This is a genomic window from Acinetobacter sp. ACNIH3, from assembly GCF_002918965.1.
GTDB classification, from domain to species: Bacteria; Pseudomonadota; Gammaproteobacteria; order Pseudomonadales; family Moraxellaceae; genus Acinetobacter; species Acinetobacter schindleri.
The window spans coordinates 1-21,077 of sequence record NZ_PQLP01000018.1 but is presented as its reverse complement, the minus strand read 5'-3'; the positions used below and the strand labels follow the sequence as shown (position 1 = coordinate 21,077).

At 39.5% G+C, this 21,077-nt stretch carries 15 protein-coding genes and 1 tRNA gene; 13 read left to right on the top strand and 3 right to left on the bottom strand.

Annotated elements, in window-relative coordinates:
• The first annotated feature begins 1 nt into the window (after position 1).
• The 3 genes from gloA to rpmE all read left to right on the top strand — a co-directional run bounded on the left by gloA (position 2) and on the right by rpmE (position 1,942).
• Positions 2–403, top strand: coding sequence for a lactoylglutathione lyase (gene gloA, locus C3420_RS09130; RefSeq protein WP_004810451.1), 402 nt, complete (start codon positions 2–4; stop codon positions 401–403).
• 133 nt (positions 404–536) lie between these two features.
• A complete protein-coding gene (locus C3420_RS09125; protein WP_103800393.1) occupies positions 537–1,517 on the top strand; it encodes a bile acid:sodium symporter family protein in 981 nt (326 codons plus the stop codon).
• 200 nt (positions 1,518–1,717) lie between these two features.
• The gene (gene rpmE / locus C3420_RS09120) at positions 1,718–1,942 is read left to right on the top strand and encodes a 50S ribosomal protein L31 (RefSeq protein WP_004782616.1); all 225 of its coding nucleotides are present in this window, start codon (positions 1,718–1,720) and stop codon (positions 1,940–1,942) included.
• An 88-nt stretch (positions 1,943–2,030) separates the two neighbouring features.
• On the opposite strand, the gene C3420_RS09115 is transcribed toward rpmE, so the two are convergent.
• Genes C3420_RS09115 through epmB form a run of 3 tightly spaced genes read right to left on the bottom strand, consistent with a single transcriptional unit; the run spans position 2,031 to position 6,976 of the window.
• Positions 2,031–4,220 carry an EAL domain-containing protein gene (locus C3420_RS09115; protein WP_103800394.1) on the bottom strand — a complete coding sequence of 730 codons (2,190 nt, stop codon included), beginning with the start codon at positions 4,218–4,220 and terminating at the stop codon, positions 2,031–2,033.
• The gene (locus tag C3420_RS09110) at positions 4,202–5,947 is read right to left on the bottom strand and encodes a GTPase (protein ID WP_103800395.1); all 1,746 of its coding nucleotides are present in this window, start codon (positions 5,945–5,947) and stop codon (positions 4,202–4,204) included. The genes C3420_RS09115 and C3420_RS09110 overlap by 19 nt, the downstream gene beginning before the upstream one ends.
• A 12-nt stretch (positions 5,948–5,959) precedes the next feature.
• On the bottom strand, positions 5,960–6,976 hold the full coding sequence (epmB, locus tag C3420_RS09105; protein WP_004810440.1) for an EF-P beta-lysylation protein EpmB: 1,017 nt from the start codon (positions 6,974–6,976) through the stop codon (positions 5,960–5,962).
• A 378-nt stretch (positions 6,977–7,354) separates the two neighbouring features.
• On the opposite strand from epmB, the gene efp reads away from it, so the two are divergent.
• The 10 genes from efp (at position 7,355) to C3420_RS09055 (ending at position 20,980) form a co-directional block, all read left to right on the top strand.
• Positions 7,355–7,924 (top strand): elongation factor P, encoded by a 570-nt coding sequence (gene efp, locus C3420_RS09100; RefSeq protein ID WP_004810438.1) that lies wholly within the window; start codon positions 7,355–7,357, stop codon positions 7,922–7,924.
• A 170-nt stretch (positions 7,925–8,094) separates the two neighbouring features.
• Positions 8,095–10,194, top strand: coding sequence for a carbon starvation CstA family protein (locus C3420_RS09095; RefSeq protein ID WP_076753336.1), 2,100 nt, complete (start codon positions 8,095–8,097; stop codon positions 10,192–10,194).
• 10 nt (positions 10,195–10,204) lie between these two features.
• On the top strand, positions 10,205–10,507 hold the full coding sequence (locus C3420_RS09090; protein ID WP_004810433.1) for a YbdD/YjiX family protein: 303 nt from the start codon (positions 10,205–10,207) through the stop codon (positions 10,505–10,507).
• Positions 10,508–10,970: 463 nt separating this feature from the next.
• The gene (locus tag C3420_RS09085; RefSeq protein WP_103800396.1) at positions 10,971–11,930 is read left to right on the top strand and encodes an AAA family ATPase; all 960 of its coding nucleotides are present in this window, start codon (positions 10,971–10,973) and stop codon (positions 11,928–11,930) included.
• A 10-nt stretch (positions 11,931–11,940) separates the two neighbouring features.
• Positions 11,941–12,846 (top strand): DUF58 domain-containing protein, encoded by a 906-nt coding sequence (locus C3420_RS09080; RefSeq protein ID WP_103800397.1) that lies wholly within the window; start codon positions 11,941–11,943, stop codon positions 12,844–12,846.
• 10 nt (positions 12,847–12,856) lie between these two features.
• Positions 12,857–14,866 carry a transglutaminaseTgpA domain-containing protein gene (locus C3420_RS09075; RefSeq protein WP_103800398.1) on the top strand — a complete coding sequence of 670 codons (2,010 nt, stop codon included), beginning with the start codon at positions 12,857–12,859 and terminating at the stop codon, positions 14,864–14,866.
• 32 nt (positions 14,867–14,898) lie between these two features.
• Positions 14,899–14,975 (top strand) — tRNA-Val (locus tag C3420_RS09070).
• 180 nt (positions 14,976–15,155) lie between these two features.
• On the top strand, positions 15,156–16,364 hold the full coding sequence (locus tag C3420_RS09065) for a tyrosine-type recombinase/integrase (RefSeq protein WP_103800399.1): 1,209 nt from the start codon (positions 15,156–15,158) through the stop codon (positions 16,362–16,364).
• Positions 16,365–16,437: 73 nt separating this feature from the next.
• Positions 16,438–20,205 carry a hypothetical protein gene (locus C3420_RS09060; RefSeq protein WP_103857231.1) on the top strand — a complete coding sequence of 1,256 codons (3,768 nt, stop codon included), beginning with the start codon at positions 16,438–16,440 and terminating at the stop codon, positions 20,203–20,205.
• 391 nt (positions 20,206–20,596) lie between these two features.
• Positions 20,597–20,980: a transposase gene (locus tag C3420_RS09055; RefSeq protein ID WP_001055585.1), complete on the top strand. Its 384-nt coding sequence runs from the start codon at positions 20,597–20,599 to the stop codon at positions 20,978–20,980.
• Positions 20,981–21,077 lie beyond the last annotated feature (97 nt).

Sequence of the window (21,077 nt, the reverse complement as noted above, 5' to 3'; positions counted from 1 at the left end):
TATGCGCATGCTGCATACCATGTTACGTGTAGGCAATCTGGAACAGTCACTAAAGTTCTATACTGAAGTGCTTGGTATGACTTTACTTCGTAAGCGTGATTATGAAGAAGGTCGTTTCACTCTGGCATTTGTAGGTTATGGTGATGAAGAGAACCATACCGTGCTCGAGCTGACACATAACTGGGATACAGACAGTTATGAACTTGGCAATGCTTATGGCCATATTGCGATTGCAGTCGATGATGCCTATAAAGCCTGTGAAGAAATCAAGGCACGTGGTGGCAAGGTGGTTCGTGAAGCAGGTCCAATGAAAGGCGGTGTAACCGTTATTGCATTTGTTGAAGATCCAGATGGTTATAAAATTGAACTGATTCAGCAGGACCATAATGCACGTAATAACTAAGTGTGATATGTGAAATGTATTCATGTAGAGATGAAAAGATTACATCAATCTGAGTGCATAGCCTGGGCCCGGTATCTGTTAAGATAGCCGGGCATTTTTATATCAAACAATAAAATCTAAGGGATGAAGGGATATGCTTAAGTTATTGGCATTGGACCGTTTTACTATACTGCTTTTTATAATGGTGATACTTGCCAGTTTTGTTCCGGTATCAGGACAGGCGGCTGAAGTCTTTTCATCTATTACCACGGTTGCCATTGCTATCTTATTCTTTCTGCATGGTGCCAAGTTATCACGTGAGGCCGTAGTTGAAGGATTGATGCACTGGAAGCTGCATACCTTGGTGTTCGCATTTACTTTTGCACTGTTTCCTATAATTGGTCTGTTGGCCAAGCCGGTCCTGGTTCCGTTATTGGGTCAGGAACTGTACTGGGGCTTCCTGTTTATGTGCTTCCTGCCATCAACAGTACAGTCTTCGATTGCCTTTACTTCAGTGGCACAGGGTAATGTCGCCGGTGCAGTGTGTAGTGCCTCATTTTCCAATATTGTTGGTATGTTTATTACCCCGATATTAGTAGCCTTTTTTATTTTGGGTCAGTCACAACATGGTTTTGATCCAACCTCATCTATTATGCAGATCACTTTACTGCTACTGGTGCCATTTATCCTTGGGCAAATTCTGCGTCCTTGGGTATTTCCACAAATGAAGAAAATGCCAGAAATCGTTAAGATTTTTGATCAGGGTTCGATTCTCATGGTGGTTTACGGCGCATTCAGTAGTGCCGTTGTGGCAGGGCTGTGGCATCAGGTAAGCTTAACGACCTTATTACTGCTCATTATTGCCTGCTCAGTCTTACTGACTTTGGTGATGCTGCTGGCCCTGTTTGTGCCGCGCTGGATTGGTTTTGATAAAGCGGATCAGAAAACTATTTTTTTCTGTGGTTCCAAGAAAACTTTAGCCAGCGGCGTGCCGATGGCACAAATCCTGTTTATTGGTCAGCCAATTGGCATGATTGTATTGCCGATCATGATTTTCCATCAAATTCAGCTGATGGTTTGCGGCATTGTTGCCAATATGTGGTCCAAACAGGTTGAAGTTAAAACTGAAGAATAATTCGCTTATTAAATTTGTTTCACGTATAATATTGCCCAACTTGTTGTGCTTAGCTCTGACGGTATCCGTCTCGGTGGGCCAAAAGAATGGTCTGTTGTGGTGTTGATCTGCCTGAATTTGATTCTGGCCTTTCCTCAGTTTCTGAGAGTGATCAATTGCGATGACAGCAAAACCTTCTTGATCTTTATGGAGAATCGACCATGCGCGCCGATATTCACCCAAAATATGAAAAACTAGTTGCTACTTGTTCATGTGGTAACGTAATCGAAACTCGTTCAGCTGTTGGTAAAGAAACGCTTTACCTAGACGTATGTTCAGCTTGCCACCCATTCTACACAGGTAAGCAAAAGAACGTTGACACTGGCGGTCGTATCGACAAGTTCAAACAACGTTTTGCTGGTATGTCACGTTCTGTTAAACGTTAATACCCAAAATGAAAAAAAACGGGCAATTTGCCCGTTTTTTTGTGCCTGAAATTTATGAATTCACAATATTCAGACTTGGTACAGGCGCTTAGCGCTCCTGTACATCGATCAGATGATCCAGTTTTTTCTGGAAGTAATCTCCTTGAATGAAGCGTGCATCGACATTCCAGGCATTGGCAAAGGAAGTCATGTCATTCAATTCACGTAACAGGAGATAAACTGGTTTGATTTCCAGATAGCCAGTAATTTTTTCTTGCAATTCCTCGGTATTGGAATTCAATTGCGCAGTGAGCTGTGGATGGATCGTTAAGGCATTTACATCCATTTCACGGAGCAAGGTCTCACTATACATCGAATTGCCGAATTCACGAATCGCAATCTCTGCGCCATGGTCACGCAGAATACGGATATATTTCTGCGCATCCTCGCGGTTCAGAATCAGATCCTCTTCAGCAAATTGTAAAGTGAGAGGATGCTTTAATTTACTGCGAATAATCGTAATCAGCTTGGAGATAAACTCAGGAAAACTACGGTCTTTGAAGAGCACGGCACGATTCAGGTTTACGATCAAGCGGGCTTCAGGATATTGGGTGATAAAGTTATGCAGTTGCTTGCAAGACTCGACCAGAATCCAGCGATCTAGCTTGATTGAAAGTTCATCATCTTCACGCAGTTCCAGCAGCTTGGAAATATCCTGCCATTTATTTTCAAAAATAAAACCGCTGGTAACCTCATAGGTATACAGGTTGCTATCTTCCTTGTCATACAGCTGCTGATATTTCAGATGGATTTCGCCACGCTCCAGGCATTGACGCAGTGCATGCAGGATTGAACCTGGCATCGCTACAGGTGCTGCCGCCGTGGCTGGTGTTACAGGCGTTGGAACTGGTGCAGATACTGGACTAGAGGCTGACTGGGCTGCAGCTGGTTCGGCAATACTGAATTCCAGACTTGGAACAGTTTCTGCAGGTGCAAGCATATCCGATGGAATATCCAGCACAAATTCGGAAGACTGTTGTGCTTGAGGTAATGGTGTAGAGAAGGCACGAGCAATATACTGATCCAGCTGTGCCTCATCATGTAGTTCACCGTCAAGCTTGGTATAACCGATGCGTAAGTTCAGAGAGCAGGTCTGCTGATTGACTGTAATCAACTGCGGTTTGGTTAATGCAGCTAACCCAATCAGTTTAGATTCCAGAATTTCCTGAGAATCGGCCTGAATGATACCGACCAGGACATCATGTTCCAGTTTAAACAGCGATACACGAACCTGTTCTTTCAGGAAGTTCTTAACTTCATGGAAATAGCCTGTGTAGATCGCCCAATCTGCATTGAGAATTTGAGGCTCATAAGCAGAAAAAGAGAAGGTGATCAATGCATTGGCATTGGCAGGCTCGCGGTTCAGCTCGCGTTTTAGTAATTGTAACGTACTTGGCTTGACTGCTGCTTTTTCAGTTGTTGTAGCAGATTGAGTTTTCGCAGTATCAATCGTTAGCTGTAAAGCATCTTCTTCACTGGTAGAAGCCAGGAACTCAAGCTTGAGGGGGTTGACTGCAGCAATCTTTGGATTGGTTGAATGAATTTCAAAACCACCCAGCTCGAACTGACCTTGGGAAATTTTCTTAAAACGGGTCTTAAATTCGTTTAGATCTTGTGGCTGTAACAGATCGAGTAAAGGCAAACCGATAATGTCATCTTCAGAATTCAGGCCAAACAGTTTCAGGTAATCTTCATTGGCCTGAATGTGAATGCCTTCCTGAATGGTGGCTACCGCTTTGTTACTGTCTTCAACCAGTAATTGTGCCTGAGTTTGTGCTGTTTCTAATTCTTCTATTAAATGTTGCTGAGACTGGGTCAGGCGGCTGAAAGACAGGGCACGTACCAAACCGAGGTAAAAACGTTCTGGATATTCCAGATTCAAAATGTCATACACACCTTTCTGGATATAACCGGTATATTGATTAGCCTGATAGTCATCAGGTTTAAGCAGCAGAATCGGCAAGTTTGGCTGTTTCGACAGGCGTACCAGACTGAGTGCCTGTTCATATTTCAGGTCATACGCACGGCCAAAGATGATCAGGTCCCAGTTGAAATTCAACTGCTTTTCAAAGTTCTGCAGGTCATCCAGTAGAACTGCATCCACCTGATATTCATTGGCGGTCAACAGATCACGAATCTGGTTAAATCTAATTTGATTATCATCAATAATCAGTAAACGTGTTTCCGTACGTTTTAACTTTTTAGACAATAATGGATTTCTCACTTCAATGCTTCCCATAAGTCGTGATTATTGATTTCATTTATTTGCTTGTGAATAAAGCCTTTAATGATCTGTTCTTCCTGATCATTCAATAATTCATAGTCAAATCGAATAAAGCTTTGTGTGATCAGCTGTGCTTTGGTCAGATAGATTTTTAGTTCACGACCATCAACACGCAGGTGAATCGTCTGTTTTTCCCTAAACATCTGTACACCTGACACAATAATACTATTCGAAATCTGATCCAGTTGGGTTGTCTGTACCAGTAAAGCTGGCTGATAATTTTTCAGATGACGGTCGGTCCGTGCATAAACTGCACATGGGAACAGGTCTTGCGCCAGAATTTCCAAGCCTAGTTCCAGACTTTTTTCTGTTGACTGTTTGATCCAGCGGATCACACCACCACGCCATTGGCTTTGGGCATTTTCCTGAACCAGAATAAATTCGCCGGTTTTTAGATTCGATGGGGTAAAGCCGGTCCACTTAATCCGGTAACCATTGACGCTGATGTCCAGCACTTCGGCATGGTGAATCTGCTTGGCTTCACGATCTAAGGCTTTGATATGACTAAACGAACCTGGTACAGCATTTTCTGATGCGCTGACAAAGCTACTTTCACTCTGGAAATTGTAGCCGCCTTCAACATCTAGGGTTTCATGGAAGTTTTTGCCCTGAGACAGGTAGAAATGTGCAGCCGACAAACCAAAACAAATATTGATATGCGCTGAGTATTCATAACGCTCATGACGACGTTCCATGGTCGTGGTTAACAGGTTATAGATATGGAAATGTAGTGCTGGCGTGAGGAACAATTTTTCATTACGCGACAGATACTGGGCATTTTTGGTTTGTGTACCCGCCAAATGTTCCATCAGGTTCTGAGTGGCAATAAATATGCTCGGCTTGAAATGATCATTCAGACGCGAGTTATATACTGGTGGCAAGTCTTTGCTGCTGTCGACTGCATAGCGGGACAGGGTAGTTTCTTTAGGTAAAACCTGAACCAGTTTGGTCCAGTCAAAACTGCAAAGATACAGTCCTTGAATTTCTGCAGGTCGGATTTGATGAGTATTAAAGATTTCCAGCAGGATCAGCTGTGCATACGCATTCGAAATATTCTGTAGCTCATGCTGAGTACCCAGGACCTGATTGATATTGCTCTGATGGAAATTATTTTGCATTGCAATTTCAAGTAGCTGATGAGCTGCAAGCCATTGGCCCATCACTGGCTTGCCATACAGCATATGCTGTTGATACAGCAGCAGGCTGAGCTGTTGTAAGGCATAGTAAATCGAAACCATACGTGCTGTGGTCAGACTTTTCTTTTTTCCCAGTTTAAATAAGGAAAAACTGCTGTGATTCAGCTCATGATTACAGCGCTTGGCAATATCAATATAGGCCTTGGCAAAATGACTACGCAGCAGCATTGCCAGTTCAATAATCTGGTCATTACGGTCAGTAGTAATTAGGCCTTGATTGACGAAGTGTTTTTCCAGGCTGGTCAGTACATTTTCAAGAGTCGGATGCAGTACCTGAATCAGGTCAAAACGCAGGGTTTCAGAGCACTTCAGCTCAGAGATTTCCAGTAGGGCACTGAACAGTGACTTGGAGGATGTCCCCAGTTGCAGGATCGAAATTCCTGCAACCCATTCCTGCAAGGCTTTTACATTGGCTGGACAAAAGCTCAGTTGATCCAGTTTAAGTTCCGTCGGCGTTTGAAAAATATCTGAATTATGTTTACTCATTTATTATTTAACTCAAAATGTTGAAACCCCAAAAAGCGGTGTCTTATTTTTTTCGCCCGCAATTTCCCGAACAAGTTTAGGTACCAAATACCCGGGTAAGTTCGCTAAAACTTCTGTATAAATCTCGTTTATATGCTTAGGTGACAAATCAAAATGATGCGCCCCTTTTACTTTATCAAGTACATGTAAATAATACGGCATCACTCCAGCTTCAAACAAGCGATAACTTAAATCGACCAAAACTGGTGCAGTATCATTTACTCCTTTGAGTAACACTGCCTGATTAAGTACGGTAATCTGTTGCTGAACCAACTGATTCAGTTTGCTACAGGTGTAATCATCCAGCTCAGATGCATGATTTGAGTGTACCACCAGAATAATACGTAGCCTACTGTTTTTTAACATGCTTGTCAGCTCGTCATCGATTCGGCTTGGGATTACAATCGGAACTCGTGAATGTATTCTTAAGAATTTAAGTTGAGTTAAAGTTTCCAGACGTTCAATCCAGAGTTTTAATTTCCGGTTAGAAAGAGTGAGTGGATCACCACCACTCAGGATCACTTCATTAATATCCGGCTGGCTTTGCAGATAGCTTTTAATATTTTCCCAATCTTCATTCTTAGGTAAATTTTCTTGATAAGGAAAGTGACGTCTAAAGCAATATCGGCAATGTACGGCACAGGCTCCGGTCAGGGTCAGCAGAAAACGCGACTTATATTTATGCAGGACACCTGGCTGCTGGTTAGCCTGTTCTTCACCCAAAGGATCAGTAACAAAACCCGGATGCTCTTCCAGTTCCAGGTGATGTGGCAGGACTTGCAGTAACAGGGGGTCAAGTGGATTGCCAGCCTGCATTTTGCCAACAAAAGCACGTGGTACCCGTAACTTGAATTGTTCTGATGCCAGAATTGCGCCAGAAAGTAGCTGCTCAGGTGAGAGTTTCAGTTGTTGTAATAATTCCTGCGGATTTGTGATCAAGTCACTCAGTTGTGACTGCCAGTTTTGTTCCTGATAGAAAAAGTCTGTCATGTGGGAAGAATAAAGTAAAAGTGGAAGCGATGAAGCTGAAGCGATTAGTTTAACAGTTTATATATAGTATGAATGTGCCTGTATTGGATAAAGTTTGACGTATTAGTTGAGCAGATTATATAAAGCTTTGTCTTAATGATCAGCAGATGGTAGGGGCTGAATAATTTGTTCATTGATATGTCTGACTGTAACTTAGTCAGTGAAGGTCTGTTAAATAGGAATTTTTCGTTGCGGCATAGTGTATTGGTCATTTAGAATACGCAACATTAAATGAATGTGCATGTGGCAACTACATGTTCGTGTCAGACTTGCTAAATGACATTGCAACAGCCCATAGCATCAATAGATTAAAGTTAGTAAGTTTGGAGTGCGCCAGTCATGGCCTATTATTCTACGAATGATTTCAAGTCAGGCCTTAAGGTTATGCTTGATGGTAACCCATGTTCAATCATGGAAAACGAATACGTAAAACCAGGTAAAGGCCAAGCCTTCAACCGCGTAAAATTACGTAACCTTAAATCAGGTAAAGTGTTAGAGAAAACATTTAAGTCTGGTGACTCACTAGAAGCTGCTGACATCGTAGAAGTAGAAATGGAATACTTGTACAACGATGGCGAAATGTGGAACTTCATGGATCCAGTATCTTTTGAACAGATTGCAGCAGATAAAATCGCGATGGGCGATGCAGCAAAATGGTTAAAAGATGACTCTAATGAAAAATGTACCATCATGCTTTGGAATGGCGTTCCTTTAACAGTGAATGCACCAAACTTTGTGGTATTGCAAATCGTTGAGACTGATCCAGGTGTACGTGGTGATACTTCGGGCGGTGGCGGTAAGCCAGCGAAACTGGAAACAGGTGCGGTAGTACGTGTTCCATTATTTGTTCAGCAAGAAGATAAAGTTCGTGTTGATACACGTACAGGTGAATACCTAGAACGTGCATAATGGTCTGAAAATAGACTATTATCAAAGGGGATGATGAAAATCATCCCCTTTTTTATGCCAAAGTCTTAGAGGAATTCGAAAGGAACAAGCGTAAAGTCGCAAGGGAAAACAGCAGTACCTCGAATAAAAAAATCACGCTGATTTATATGCTTCACAATATGAGGGATGGAATGGAAACTTTACAACAGAAGTCAACCATGACTTCGAAAATCATCTGGCTCCTGGTAGCCATAGTCGGGGCAGTCTCCTTCGGGATACTTGCACTCAGTCGTGGTGAGCATGTGAATGCAGTCTGGCTGGTACTGGCCGCAGCCTGTGTGTACAGCATCGCTTACCGTTTCTACAGTTTATTTATTGCCAATAAAGTTTTTGAACTGAATGCACGCCGTTTAACACCTGCCCATCGTCTGAGTGATGGTCTGGATTATGTGCCGACCAATAAAAGCGTGTTATTCGGTCACCATTTTGCTGCGATTGCCGGTGCGGGCCCTTTAGTCGGTCCAATCCTTGCAGCACAGATGGGTTATTTGCCCGGGACTATTTGGTTATTAGTCGGTGTGGTACTTGCCGGTGCAGTTCAGGATTTTCTGGTACTGTTTATTTCAACTCGTCGTGACGGTCGTTCACTGGGTGAAATGGCAAAACAGGAACTAGGTACTTTTGCCGGTATTATTGTCATGCTCGGTGCCTTAGGCGTGATGATTATCATCTTGGCGGTATTGGCGCTCGTCGTTGTCAAAGCTTTAACCAACAGCCCATGGGGTGTATTCAGTATTGCTGCGACGATTCCGATTGCAATATTTATGGGTATTTACATGCGCTTTATCCGACCAGGACGAATCGCAGAAGTCTCCATTATTGGCTTCGTATTGATGATGCTCGGCATTATCTACGGTGAAACTATTGCTCAACATCCATACTGGGGTCCATTCTTTACCTTGTCAGGTACTGAACTGACTTGGGCATTGATTATCTACGGTTTTATTGCTTCTGTATTGCCGGTATGGCTGCTACTTGCACCGCGTGATTACTTATCTACCTTCCTGAAAATTGGCGTGATTGCGGGTCTGGCGATTGGTATTCTATTCGCGATGCCAGAAATGAAACTGCCAGCAATTACCAAATTTATTGATGGTACTGGTCCTGTATTTGCAGGTTCAATGTTCCCATTTCTGTTTATTACCATTGCCTGTGGTGCGATTTCCGGTTTCCATGCACTGGTTTCATCAGGAACCACACCGAAACTGGTTAACAATGAACGCGATATCCGCATGATCGGTTATGGTGGCATGTTAATGGAATCTTTTGTAGCGATCATGGCCCTGATCTGTGCTGCGATTCTGGATCCAGGCATTTACTTCGCGATTAACTCGCCAGTCGCATTACTTGGTACTACGGCAGAAAGTGCAGCAGAAGCAGTACGAACCCTTGGTTTCGTAGTAACCCCTGAAGCCTTGAATTTGCTGGCGCAGGAAGTCGGTGAAAACTCGATTCTGTCGCGTACTGGTGGTGCACCGACTTTCGCGATTGGTATGGCGCATATCATTACCGAAATCTTCAATAGCCGTGAAATGATGGCATTCTGGTATCACTTTGCGATTCTGTTTGAAGCATTATTCATCCTGACTGCTGTTGATGCCGGTACTCGTGCCTGTCGCTTTATGGTGCAGGATACCGTGGGTATCGTGATTCCTGCAGTAAAACAATCTCATAACTTCTTCGGAAACCTGTTGGGTACTGCGGTTGCAGTTGCAGGCTGGGGCTTCTTCGTTTATCAAGGCGTTGTCGATCCACTCGGTGGGATTAACAGCTTATGGCCACTGTTTGGTATCGGTAACCAGATTCTGGCTGCAATGGCACTCATTCTGGGTACTGTGATTCTGTTCAAAATGAAAAAACAGAAATACGTTTGGGTGACGATTATTCCAACTGTATTCCTGTTCATTACCTCAATGACTGCAGGCTGGCAAAAGATTTTCCATGAAAATCCGAAGATCGGTTTCCTTGCGCAAGCTGACCGTTTTAACACGGCAATTGCCAATAATGAAATTCTGGCACCAGCAAAAACCGTGGCTGAGATGCACACAGTAGCATTGTCGAATCAGATCAATGCGGGTCTATGTGCTTTCTTTATGATTGTTGCTTTCGTCATGCTGTTTGCTGCAATTGGTGTGATTCGCCGTGCTTTGGCAAATCCGGAACCAACTGTACATGAAGCTGAAGCGATTTATCGTGATCCTGCTGAGATCAAACCTACAGCACATCACTAAGGAGACTGGTATGAATCTGAAATTTGCCAAAGGCGGAAAAGCGGTGATCTACAAGATCATTAAAATGACCGTCATGTCGCAAAAGGATTTAATCCTGAATCCGAAAAACTGGTCACGTATCGCGACGCTGTGGCAACGTTTGCAGCAGAGTTTCCGTTTGATGGTTGGAGTACCGGATTATCAGACCTATCTGGAACATATGAAAAAACATCATCCAGATTTGGAAGCGATGGATGCCAAAACTTTCTATCGTCATTGTGTGGATGCACGTTATCCCTCTGCTGGCGGTGGCATGAAAAAATGTCCATGTTAATGAATCAATAAAAAGAGCGCCTTTCGGGGCGCTTTTTTTTACATTTTACAAAATCTAGAAAGATAAGATATTAGATGGTTATACAAGTCTATGCGCTGATTTATATTTATCATCAAGTTTAAACTTTATACAAATAGCTTAAAAATATACTTTTAAGATATGGCTTTTATACCTGTAAAAATGAGAATGATAAATTCGTTTCGTGACTTTGGAAATGTAGAGAAACCCAATTAGATAGTTTGAGGTAATTTATCTTTACTGAAGGATTGGAATATATTTTAAGCAGCTTCTAACTTTAAAGAAGTTAATAGGCAAGATTAAAATATTTAAATAAACCGTTTTTATTGGATATTTCTGATGATTAGGTAAGTGACTCAGTGTAAAGATATATTATTGGTCTTTAGTGTGGTTTAAATTCAGTGTATGTTAATCACAAGTATCTATTTTAATGAGAAAATTTGTGATGTGGGGCATAAAGCAAAAAGCAAATCATGATATAGCGCACATAAATACTCAGCTTGAACAGCAGATTGCCAGCTATGCTCCCAGTATTGAAAAATTCCTTAAAGAAATTAATGCAATTGTGCTGGATAAACAGGCACAAACCCGACTGGCATTGTGTTGCCTGATTGCTGGTGGACACGTTCTGTTTGAGGATTTACCGGGTTTAGGTAAAACCACATTGGCAAGCAGTCTGTCTCATCTTGCCGGCTTAAAGTTTCAACGGATTCAGTTTACCAATGACATGCTTGCCAGCGATGTAATTGGCATCAACATGTTTAATCAGAAAGAACATCAATTTGAGTTTAAGCAGGGTCCAATCTTTACCCAGATTCTTTTGGCGGATGAAATTAACCGTTGCAGCCCCAAAACCCAAAGTGCTTTGCTGGAAGCGATGGAAGAAGGTTATGCGACAGTCGATGGAGTACGTTATGCCTTGCCTAAACCATTTTGGGTGATTGCAACACAGAATCCATTATTCCAGAGCGGAACGTATGCTTTGCCAGAATCCCAGCTAGATCGGTTCTTGATGCGTTTATCTTTAGGTTATCCATCCCGACATGCAGAAAAACTGTTATTGCAGCAAGAATCCCGCTTTGCCCTAATTGCAACCTTGGCCTATGTGTTCCGTGAAGAGCAGATTTTAGAGCTGCAGCGACTGGTCAATCAGATCTATATCAGCGAACCTATACAGGAATATTTGCTGGATCTGGCTGAAGAAACCCGAAAAAACCGTTATGGATTATCAACACGTGGCTTATTGGCATTAAAACGGGCAGCTCAGGCACATGCTTTGATTGAGAATCGTGCTTTCGTTACACCAGATGATGTACAGGCTGTGTTTGTGGCAGTGGCTTCGCATCGTTTAGGGTTGAGTGAGGCAGAAACCTTAAATCTCATGCAGCAAGTGGCGATAAGCTAGGAGCCAGATCTTGGGAAAGTTTTGGCAGAACTGGTTAAGTAAACGTTTTCAGTTTGCACAGCAAAAACAGCTCTCACAACGTGATGTGCTAGTCTTTATCTATCAGCAGGGCTATCTGTATCTGGTACTTATTTTCATCACCTTTATTGCAGGTGTAAATTATGCCAATAACCTGATTCTAGGTTTTTGCTTTCTGATCAGTGCCGTACTGTGTATCAGTTTTTATCTGACTTTTAAGCAGCTGCATGGGTTAAGTATCGAACTGCTTACAGATGAAATCGGGCAGGTGGGACACGACCTGAATCTGCATTTCCATTTTCAGCAACCATTCGCACAATCACGATATCTGTATATTCAGGCAGGTGAACAGCTTTATAAGGTATTGGTCAATCAGACCAGGCAAAAATTTAGCCTTTCCTTTTATGCTGAACAGCGTGGAAAATTTGTCTATCCGGCCATTCAGATATATTCGGTCTATCCTTTTGGACTGGTAAGAGCTTGGACCTATCTTTATCACCAGCGCTTTGCATGGGTAGCACCGAAAGCCCAGTATTCGACTGCTGAAAATAAGCAGCATTTGCCAAGTTTTGAGCCAGAAATGGATGAGTTTCGAGAACTACGAAGTTATCAGACAGGGGAATCATTGCAGGCTGTTTCCTGGAAACAGGTAGCGCGTGGGCAGGGTTTATATATTAAGGTCTTTGAACAATATCAGAACCAGCACAGTATAGAGATTCATTATGCACATATGCCAAGCCCATCGCATGAAGAAAAGCTGGAATGGATGATGGGGCTGGTCGAACAATGTGAACAACAGCAATTGGCCTATAGCCTGCATTTGCCCCATGCAGAACTGGCTTCAGGTTATGGCGCTGAACAGATGCATCAGGCCAAACTCTTATTGGCACAGGCTTAAGAAGATAGACATGATGAATGCAAATATCCGCACAGCCATTTTGCTCAGTCTCAGTTTAATTCTGGCTGTACAGGTGAGTTATCTGCCTGCAGGACTCAGCATCATCTTTGCCCTGATGCTGGTATTGCTCTGGTTGAATCTGAGAAAGCAAAAGACTTTTCCTAAAAAATGGACCCTGTTGCTGACAGTCGTAGCACTTGCAGTTATTTATTTTACGCATCAAAGTTTTTTGGGTGTAGATGCAGGTGTTGCCGTGCTCTCCACTTTCTTATTTGCCAAGGCTTTTGAAACCCGTACTAAACGTGACCTGATTATTTTATTTAACTTTGCCCTGTTTGTGGCGGCGAGTACTTTCCTGTATAGCCAGTCTTTTATCATGGCTTTTGGGATTCTGCTGTGCTTACTAAGCTGTTTCATTGGCTTATATCGTATTCAGATAGGTGAATTTGAGCAGGATTTACAGGCTCAGGAGAACGCATTAAAACAAGATGCTAAACATGTCGGCAAATTTGTACTCTATGCACTGCCATTTTTTATTTTACTCTTTATCTTTTTTCCACGTTTGCCACCGATGTGGCATATCCCCATTCCTGAAAATAAAGGGGTCACCGGAATTAGTGACAGGATGTCTCCGGGGGATATTGCACAGTTATCTCAGTCGAGTGCATTAGCGTTCCGAATTATAGGCGATGTAAGCAAGCTACCTCCGCGTGCAGAATTATACTGGCGTGCCTTGGTATTAGATGAATATGATGGTCAAACCTGGACCAGTAGTGCAATCAATCAGCAGCCACAAATCCGCCAACAGAATGATTCTGCCTCATTGGCATCGGGCTGGGATTATCAGTATCTGGCTTCAGATCCATCCGTACTGTGGGTGATGGGATTGGAGAAATCAGTCCCTTTAGAGCCTCGTTATTATAACCGTTATGATTGGGGAATTGTGCCGCGCCGTTTAACTCAGCGCGTGGAACCTGTTCGGCTACGCTGGGTAGGAACAGAAGTAGAGCAGCCTAATTTAAATGCTAACTATCTGCAATATATGAATACCCGAACGCCTGCTCAATATGATTCTCAAACTCAGGCACTGGCAGCAAATTTAGTTAAACAGAGCGAGGGTAGTCAACAGCGCTATATCCAAAATGTATTGAACTGGTATCGAGAGAATAATTTTGTATATACCTTAACCCCAGGAACATTAGGCCAAAACCGGGTGGATGAATTTCTGTTTAATGCGCGCCGTGGTTTCTGTGAACATTATGCCTCCAGTTTTGTCATGCTAATGCGTTATGCAGGAATACCAGCACGTGTGGTCACGGGGTATCAAGGTGGTTCACTCGCACCTGATGGCAAGAGTTGGGAAGTGCGCCAGATGGATGCCCATGCCTGGACTGAAGTCTGGGTGAACCAGCAATGGCAGCGAATTGATCCTACTGCCATTATTGCTCCACAACGTATTGATAATGGTATGCAAAACTTGATGTCTGAAAATTCAGCAGTTTTAGGTGAGGGTAGAACATGGACAACACAGCAATATCAGTTTATGACCAAGTTGAGGGTCTGGAGTGACTATGCCAGTTATCAGTGGCAAAGTAAGGTGGTAGGTTATAATGCAGATTCACAACGCAGCTGGATGTCTAAACTTGGCTTGAACTCTGCTTATGCAGCTGTGTGGATACTTATAATAGGTATTTCATCTTTGATCGCATCTTATTTCTTATGGATTTACATTCAAAAGCGAAGACAGAATTCACCATTCGAGCTAGCCATAGAGCAGCTTAATCGTTCCCTGCTTATTCAGATGCGTAAGCAACCGGCTGAAACATTTAGACAGTGGATGCTTCGAATATCAGCTTCCTTAAGCTCAGATCAGGTTACGTCTTTTTATGAAGCTATACAAATCTATGAGAGAAATCAATTTTCAGCTTATAAGCCTGACCAAAAGGATATTAATAAATTCAGATACTTGCTTAAAAATTGTGCATCTACACTGAAAAATAAAGGAAAAAACTTGTCTTAGGATTCAAAAATTTATAATATGCGTAGCATTCTAGGTGTATAGCTCAGTTGGTTAGAGCGCTACGTTGACATCGTAGAGGTCTCCAGTTCGAGTCTGGATATACCTACCAAATTCTTAACCGCTCATGAGATCCCATATACTTTCATGAGCGGTTTTTTTATGAATTACAATAATTTACATTAATTTCTCATACCCTCATAACCACTCATATCCTGTCATATAACTAGCAATCTTGTATCCAGTTCTGTATCCCAATAATATTTCAAACATCAGGATACAAGGTGTAGAAATGAAAAGATGTAATATTAAAAGACGACCTTTAGCAGATACAGTTTTAGATGCTTTAGAACCAGAGTCGAAAGAATATAGGGAGAGAGATAGTAATAATTTATATTTTCGTGTTCAAACTAGTGGTAAAAAATCTTGGCAGTTAAGATACAAAAATAATGAAAATAAATGGACATGGTTAGGTCTTGGTTCTTACCCAGAAATATCTGCGGTTCGAGCTAGAGAAAAAGCCATGGAAATTAGTTTAAGAAAATCCAATGGGGGAGAGGTAAAAACAAAAAAAACTCTTCTTAAAGAAAAGATAGAGATTGAGGAGTTAAAATTTAAGTATTTAATGCAGGATTGGATCGAAACCAGAAAAAAAAGATGGAATGAAGTAACTTTTAAAAAAGCGGTTAAATCTATAGAAAAGCATATTATCCCAAATTTTGGTGAAAGAAATTTTAAAGAGATTACCCCAAAAGACTGGCTTGATTTTTTTAAGGGGCTTCAGCAGAAGTTCGAAATTTACAATCAAGTTGAGAAATTAACTTCATATTGCCGTGGTGCATATGATTTGGCTAAATTCCAGAATAAAGTAACCTCAAATCCTTTAGAAGGAATAAATGAGTATTTAGATCCATATGAGAAAGGGAACATGAATTTTGTTGAATATGATGAACTCCCTGAATTAATTACTAAAATAAGACAGTACCCCGTTAGAGAATTAGCAATAGGTTTAGAGTTACTAATACTAATGTTTCCTAGACCATCTGAACTTAGATTTGCAACTTGGGATCAATTTGATTTTGATAAGTCAGTATGGATTAGACCAGCATCTATAATGAAAAAAAATATCCCTCATGCAATTCCTCTGTCAAAACAAAGTATTTGCTTATTAAAAGAACTTAAAGAAAATTCAGGTGTAGCTAACTTGTTATTTCCAAGCCGTAAATCACTTTCCATACCGATTTCTGATAATACATTCAACATGGCACTTAAAAGAATAGGATATGAAGGAAAGCAAGATCCACATGGCTTCCGTCATATAGCTAGCACAAGATTAAACAAAAAATTTAGTGATAGAGAACAAGTTATAGAATCTGCTCTTTCCCATTTAAAAAAAGGAGTTAAAGGAATATATGATAAAGGCGCTCACTATGAAGAACGTATTGAAATAATGCAATGGTGGGCTGATGAACTAGATATGATTTGTAATGTAAAAGGCTAACAAAATTTGACTAACTAATTTTATAAATAGAAGATAGGAGGATATAAAATCTTTTTTAAATAGATGGTTAAAAATGATCCAACCTAATTGGGATGTATTCTCATCGAAGTTTTCTAATGATAAAGAAGTTACATTCGAGTGGTTCGCCTACTTACTTTTTTGTCGTGAGTTTAATCTTCCAAAAGGTTGGTTTGGTTACAAGAATCAGTCAGGTATTGAAAAGAACCCAATTGCACATAATGGTGAGGTTATTGGATTCCAAGCAAAATTTTACTCAACGTCACTTTCAGATCATAAAAAAGATTTTATTGAAATGTTGGTAAGATCAAAAAGAGATTATGAAGATATATCCAAAATTTTGATTTATACCAATCAACTGTGGGGACAGGGTCAGATAGAAGTTGATGGTTCAAAAAAAATGACAATGCCTAAAGCCTTATCTGAGATAACAAACAAATCTACTGAGCTAGGTATAACTCTAATTTGGAGAGAAGCATCATTTTTTGAATCAGAGTTTGTAACACTTGAACATGATGATTTATCTAGATACTTCTTCACAGAAGAGTCATCTCAAGGTTGGCAACGTTTTGATGATTGGTCAAATACAAAAGCAAGTATAGAAGAACCTTACTTTGTTGATAATGATATAAAGGTTATTACTCCACAAAACAGGAATAATAGTGAACTTAATGTGGTGGATGGTATTAATGCGATTCGAGATAAACTTTCGATTGCTAGTACTTCTGTAAGACTAGTAGGTTTATCTGGTGTAGGGAAAACACGTTTTGCACAAGCACTATTCGATGATCGCATTGGTGAAAAGAATCTAGATGTTAAAGATGTTTGGTACTGTGATATTGGGGATTCACCAAATCCACTCCCTGAACATTTTATTGAAGAATTAAAATTAAAAAATAAGCCATTTATTCTAATTGTAGATAATTGTGGACAAGATACTCATGCAAATTTAACCAAAAAAATTCAGAGTACTGAAATTTCACTTTTAACAATTGAATATGATGTAAAAGATGATCTACCTGAAAGGACTGATGTCTATAAGCTTCAACCAAATAGTACAGATATTATTCAAAAAGTAATTGAACGACATTATCCTGATGTTAATGATATAAACCGACGTAAAATTGCAGATTTCTCAGGTGGGAATTATCGATTGGCCTTAGCCATAGCTTCAAATATTGAAAAAACTGTTAACCTAGCATTACTTACTGATAGTGAATTATTTGAACGACTATTTTGGCAAAAAGGTCGACAAAATGAGGAGCTATTTAAAATTGCGAAAAATTTTGCTCTAGTCTATTCCTTTAATATAGAAGACAGCGGTGAAGAAAATTCTGAATTGGATTTTTTATCTAACTTTGCAAGAGTAGACTCTGATACTGCAATCGAAGCAATAGAGATGTTAAAAAGCAAAGATATAGTTCAACAACGTGGCGTATGGCGAGCTATTCTACCTCATGCACTGGCAAATCATTTAGCTAAAGAGCTAATTTCTACAAAGTTAGTTAATCAACTAGATAAACTAACTAAGTCGATGCCTGAACGTTTACAGCAATCTTTTATTAAGCGTCTGAGTTATTTTCATGATCTTCCAAAAATTAAGGATTTAGTCACTTTATGGTTCTCTAATAAAGGCTTTCTTGGAGAAAAAATTTTAACAGGAAATTATGACGCTCAAGACTTAGTAAAAATAAGACTACTATCGCAAATAGATGAAGACCAACTTCTTAACTTATTTGAAAAAAAACATCATTTAGATCCAAATTTTTTAACGCGTGAAAACCCATCTTTTGTGGAGATATCTCGTTTAATTAGGGCATTAGCGTACCAAGAGCATAACTTTGAAAAAGCGTTTCATTTGCTTGCTTATTTTGCTAAGGATGAAAAAGAGAATGAAAAAAATAATTCTATTATGGATTTATTGACCTCCTTATTTAGACTGTACACTTCTGAGACATTAGCCAATTTTGAACAAAAAAAAGCAGTTCTTACTAAATTGCATGCTAATGAAAAATATTTACCAATTTTATTAGCTTGTCTATCTAAAGCCTTAAACTTCCACGAATATGGTTATCTTATTCGTGGATCTAATGAAAGTGGAAAATCCTCTGATTATGGCTATCAGCCAAAAACTTATGGCGAAATTTGGTCATGGGTTGAGTTTTTACTTGGAATCTTGAATGAGTTGGATCAGCAAGGAATTGTGCAAGCCAGAAAAATATTTGTAGATAACCTTAAAGAAATCATATGGACATGTGGAAAAGTTGATTCCGTAAAAGAATATTTAGAAAATTTTAGTAAAAGAAGTTACTTTTCAGAAGCACACACTCAAATTTTAAATATTATTAAATTTAATGAAGATGAATTGAAATCAAATGCTCCAGAATTATTGTTAGAATTGGTAACTCTAGAACAGTTATTGAGACCTACAAAGCATAATTTAACTGAATTAATAAAATCATATATTTTAGTATCTGATCATGATTTATATAAAATGACTAAAAAAAATGATGATAAATATGCAATACAAGTACCAGATTTTGATAACTATGAAGATCTAATAAATCATATTGGTAATGAGTTAATGAATGTAGATAAACTCATAGAAAATCTTGATCTATTAATTAAAGCAAATACTGGATGGATGCAAAACAATTATCTAATAAAATTAGGAGAAACTAGCTCAAAAACATTTGTTGATATTAATCAATGTATTAAATATTTGAGTGATATTAATCTTGATAAATCAATGCGTTCTTCTGAGTTCTTATTAGGTTTGTTAGTCGGTATTAAGAATAATTCATTAGATGATTTTTATATCTTTATCGAATTTTTGAGGCAGAATGATAGTTTTAAACATACAATTTGTTTATTGTTGATTCAAGCATGTCAAAATGATGATGACTTCCAATATTTTAGTCAGTTAATTATTGACAAAAAAATTGATGTTATAAATTTCCCAAGATTATCAGCACTCAAGTATCATAATAAAATTACTAATGATCAATTTGAGATTTTAATTGATGCATTAATTTATGTAGAAGCTATAGATCAAGTTAGATATGTGCTGTTAGATGAGTGTTTTTTTCAAAAAAAAATACCTAGTAAATATGAGAGTATTCTTTTAAGAGAACTTAGAACAATACTTAAAAATGGTAACTTGTATGACCATAGTGAAGAAGCGTTAGAATACTTATTTACTTTGGATGAACCGCATAGAATTAAAGTTCTTGAAGCAGTAAAAAGCTTGTTTGATGATGAGAAATATATTTCTATAAATCGAAACTCAAAAAACTTTAAATTGTTAAAAGTTTGTGTTGAAAAGAGTACAGATCTATTTCTTCCTCTATTCTTAGACGATCAAGAATTTTTAGATAAATTTTGGAGTAATGATCTAAGAAAGATACTCGTTTATGCAAATCATCAATGTGTTTTAAATTGGATCGATCATGATCATGATCATGATAAATTAAATTTTTGGATAGAAAATTCTAATTTATTTATTATTCAAGATAATGGTCAAATATTGTGGTTAGATATACTATTGAATTTACTTGACTTCAGTGATAATGCTCAAGATACTTTAGATACAATTATCGAAGTAAATATTTTCACTTTACGTTCGGCTTCTGGAAGTTGGTCAGAGGAAATGAAACGAAGATTGCCGTCTATTACCGCCTTAAAAGATAAACTCAAGACATCTCATCCATCTCTCTTACCATTCATTGACACAAAAGAAGAAGAATGGTTAAAACGTATAGAAGTTCAGTCAGAAAAAGATGATCAAGATAATAAATTAAGAAATGAGCGTTTTGAGTGGTAAAAAAGAAAGGCTACATTCTAAATGAATGTAGCCTTAAAAGGTTTTTAAGAACTGTTCCTTGTTCAATTTTAACGCCTTTATTGGCTGCTCAATTTTTTCATGCTGACTTAAGCCATATTCCACTTCTAATAGCTGACCATTGACCCAGCTTTAACTCGTCTAATATGGAAGAACGAGACACTTATATTTTTCATGTCCGTGTGAACATTAGCCAGATTAGAAAGAACCTGGCAACTTCATATAAGCAATTTTCTTCAGTGACCAAACTTCAGAATACTTATACCTTATCAATCATGGTCTAGTTTGTAAGCATCCGGCTAACACAGCCTTACCAAGCGATCCTATAAGCCTTAATTTAGTTCCCACCTAAAAACAAGTGGGGACTTAATCCATGAACATGGATATATATTCAGCAACACCTCCTGTTGCTAAAAAACGCCGAAAATACAGCAAAGAATTCAAACTCAGTATTGTCAATGCCTGCAAAAATCCTAATACCTCGATCGCTTCGGTCGCACTGCAACATAGTATTAATGCCAACCTTGTCAGTCGTTGGATCAGGATCTTCAGCCATCATGAGGGTGCCGTGCAGGATCCTACTCATGTGAATCCAGCATTTATTGCTTTGCCTTACACTGCTGCAATCAGCCAACCTATTGATGAGAGGATCACGTTGTGTATCACCGTGCCTCATACGAATAATGATATTCAGCTAAAATGGCAGACATCAGAAATACCTGCCTTGGCAGAATTACTCAAGGCACTTGCAACATGATCCGCATTGATGAAATCTGGTTGTCTACTCAGCCCATGGACATGCGTGCAGGTATGGATACGACCATGGCTCAGGTGGTGAGAGCCTTTGGCTACAT

Bases quoted from the DNA above. Each gene is read 5' to 3' on its own strand.
- C3420_RS09055 (WP_001055585.1), top strand. From the start codon at position 20,597: ATGAACATGGATATATATTCAGCAACACCTCCTGTTGCTAAAAAACGC.
- gloA (WP_004810451.1), top strand. From the start codon at position 2: ATGCGCATGCTGCATACCATGTTACGTGTAGGCAATCTGGAACAGTCA.
- C3420_RS09125 (WP_103800393.1), top strand. From the start codon at position 537: ATGCTTAAGTTATTGGCATTGGACCGTTTTACTATACTGCTTTTTATA.
- C3420_RS09060 (WP_103857231.1), top strand. From the start codon at position 16,438: ATGATCCAACCTAATTGGGATGTATTCTCATCGAAGTTTTCTAATGAT.
- epmB (WP_004810440.1), bottom strand. From the start codon at position 6,976: ATGACAGACTTTTTCTATCAGGAACAAAACTGGCAGTCACAACTGAGT.
- C3420_RS09115 (WP_103800394.1), bottom strand. From the start codon at position 4,220: ATGGGAAGCATTGAAGTGAGAAATCCATTATTGTCTAAAAAGTTAAAA.
- C3420_RS09065 (WP_103800399.1), top strand. From the start codon at position 15,156: ATGAAAAGATGTAATATTAAAAGACGACCTTTAGCAGATACAGTTTTA.
- C3420_RS09085 (WP_103800396.1), top strand. From the start codon at position 10,971: ATGTGGGGCATAAAGCAAAAAGCAAATCATGATATAGCGCACATAAAT.
- rpmE (WP_004782616.1), top strand. From the start codon at position 1,718: ATGCGCGCCGATATTCACCCAAAATATGAAAAACTAGTTGCTACTTGT.
- efp (WP_004810438.1), top strand. From the start codon at position 7,355: ATGGCCTATTATTCTACGAATGATTTCAAGTCAGGCCTTAAGGTTATG.
- C3420_RS09110 (WP_103800395.1), bottom strand. From the start codon at position 5,947: ATGAGTAAACATAATTCAGATATTTTTCAAACGCCGACGGAACTTAAA.
- C3420_RS09095 (WP_076753336.1), top strand. From the start codon at position 8,095: ATGGAAACTTTACAACAGAAGTCAACCATGACTTCGAAAATCATCTGG.
- C3420_RS09090 (WP_004810433.1), top strand. From the start codon at position 10,205: ATGAATCTGAAATTTGCCAAAGGCGGAAAAGCGGTGATCTACAAGATC.
- C3420_RS09075 (WP_103800398.1), top strand. From the start codon at position 12,857: ATGATGAATGCAAATATCCGCACAGCCATTTTGCTCAGTCTCAGTTTA.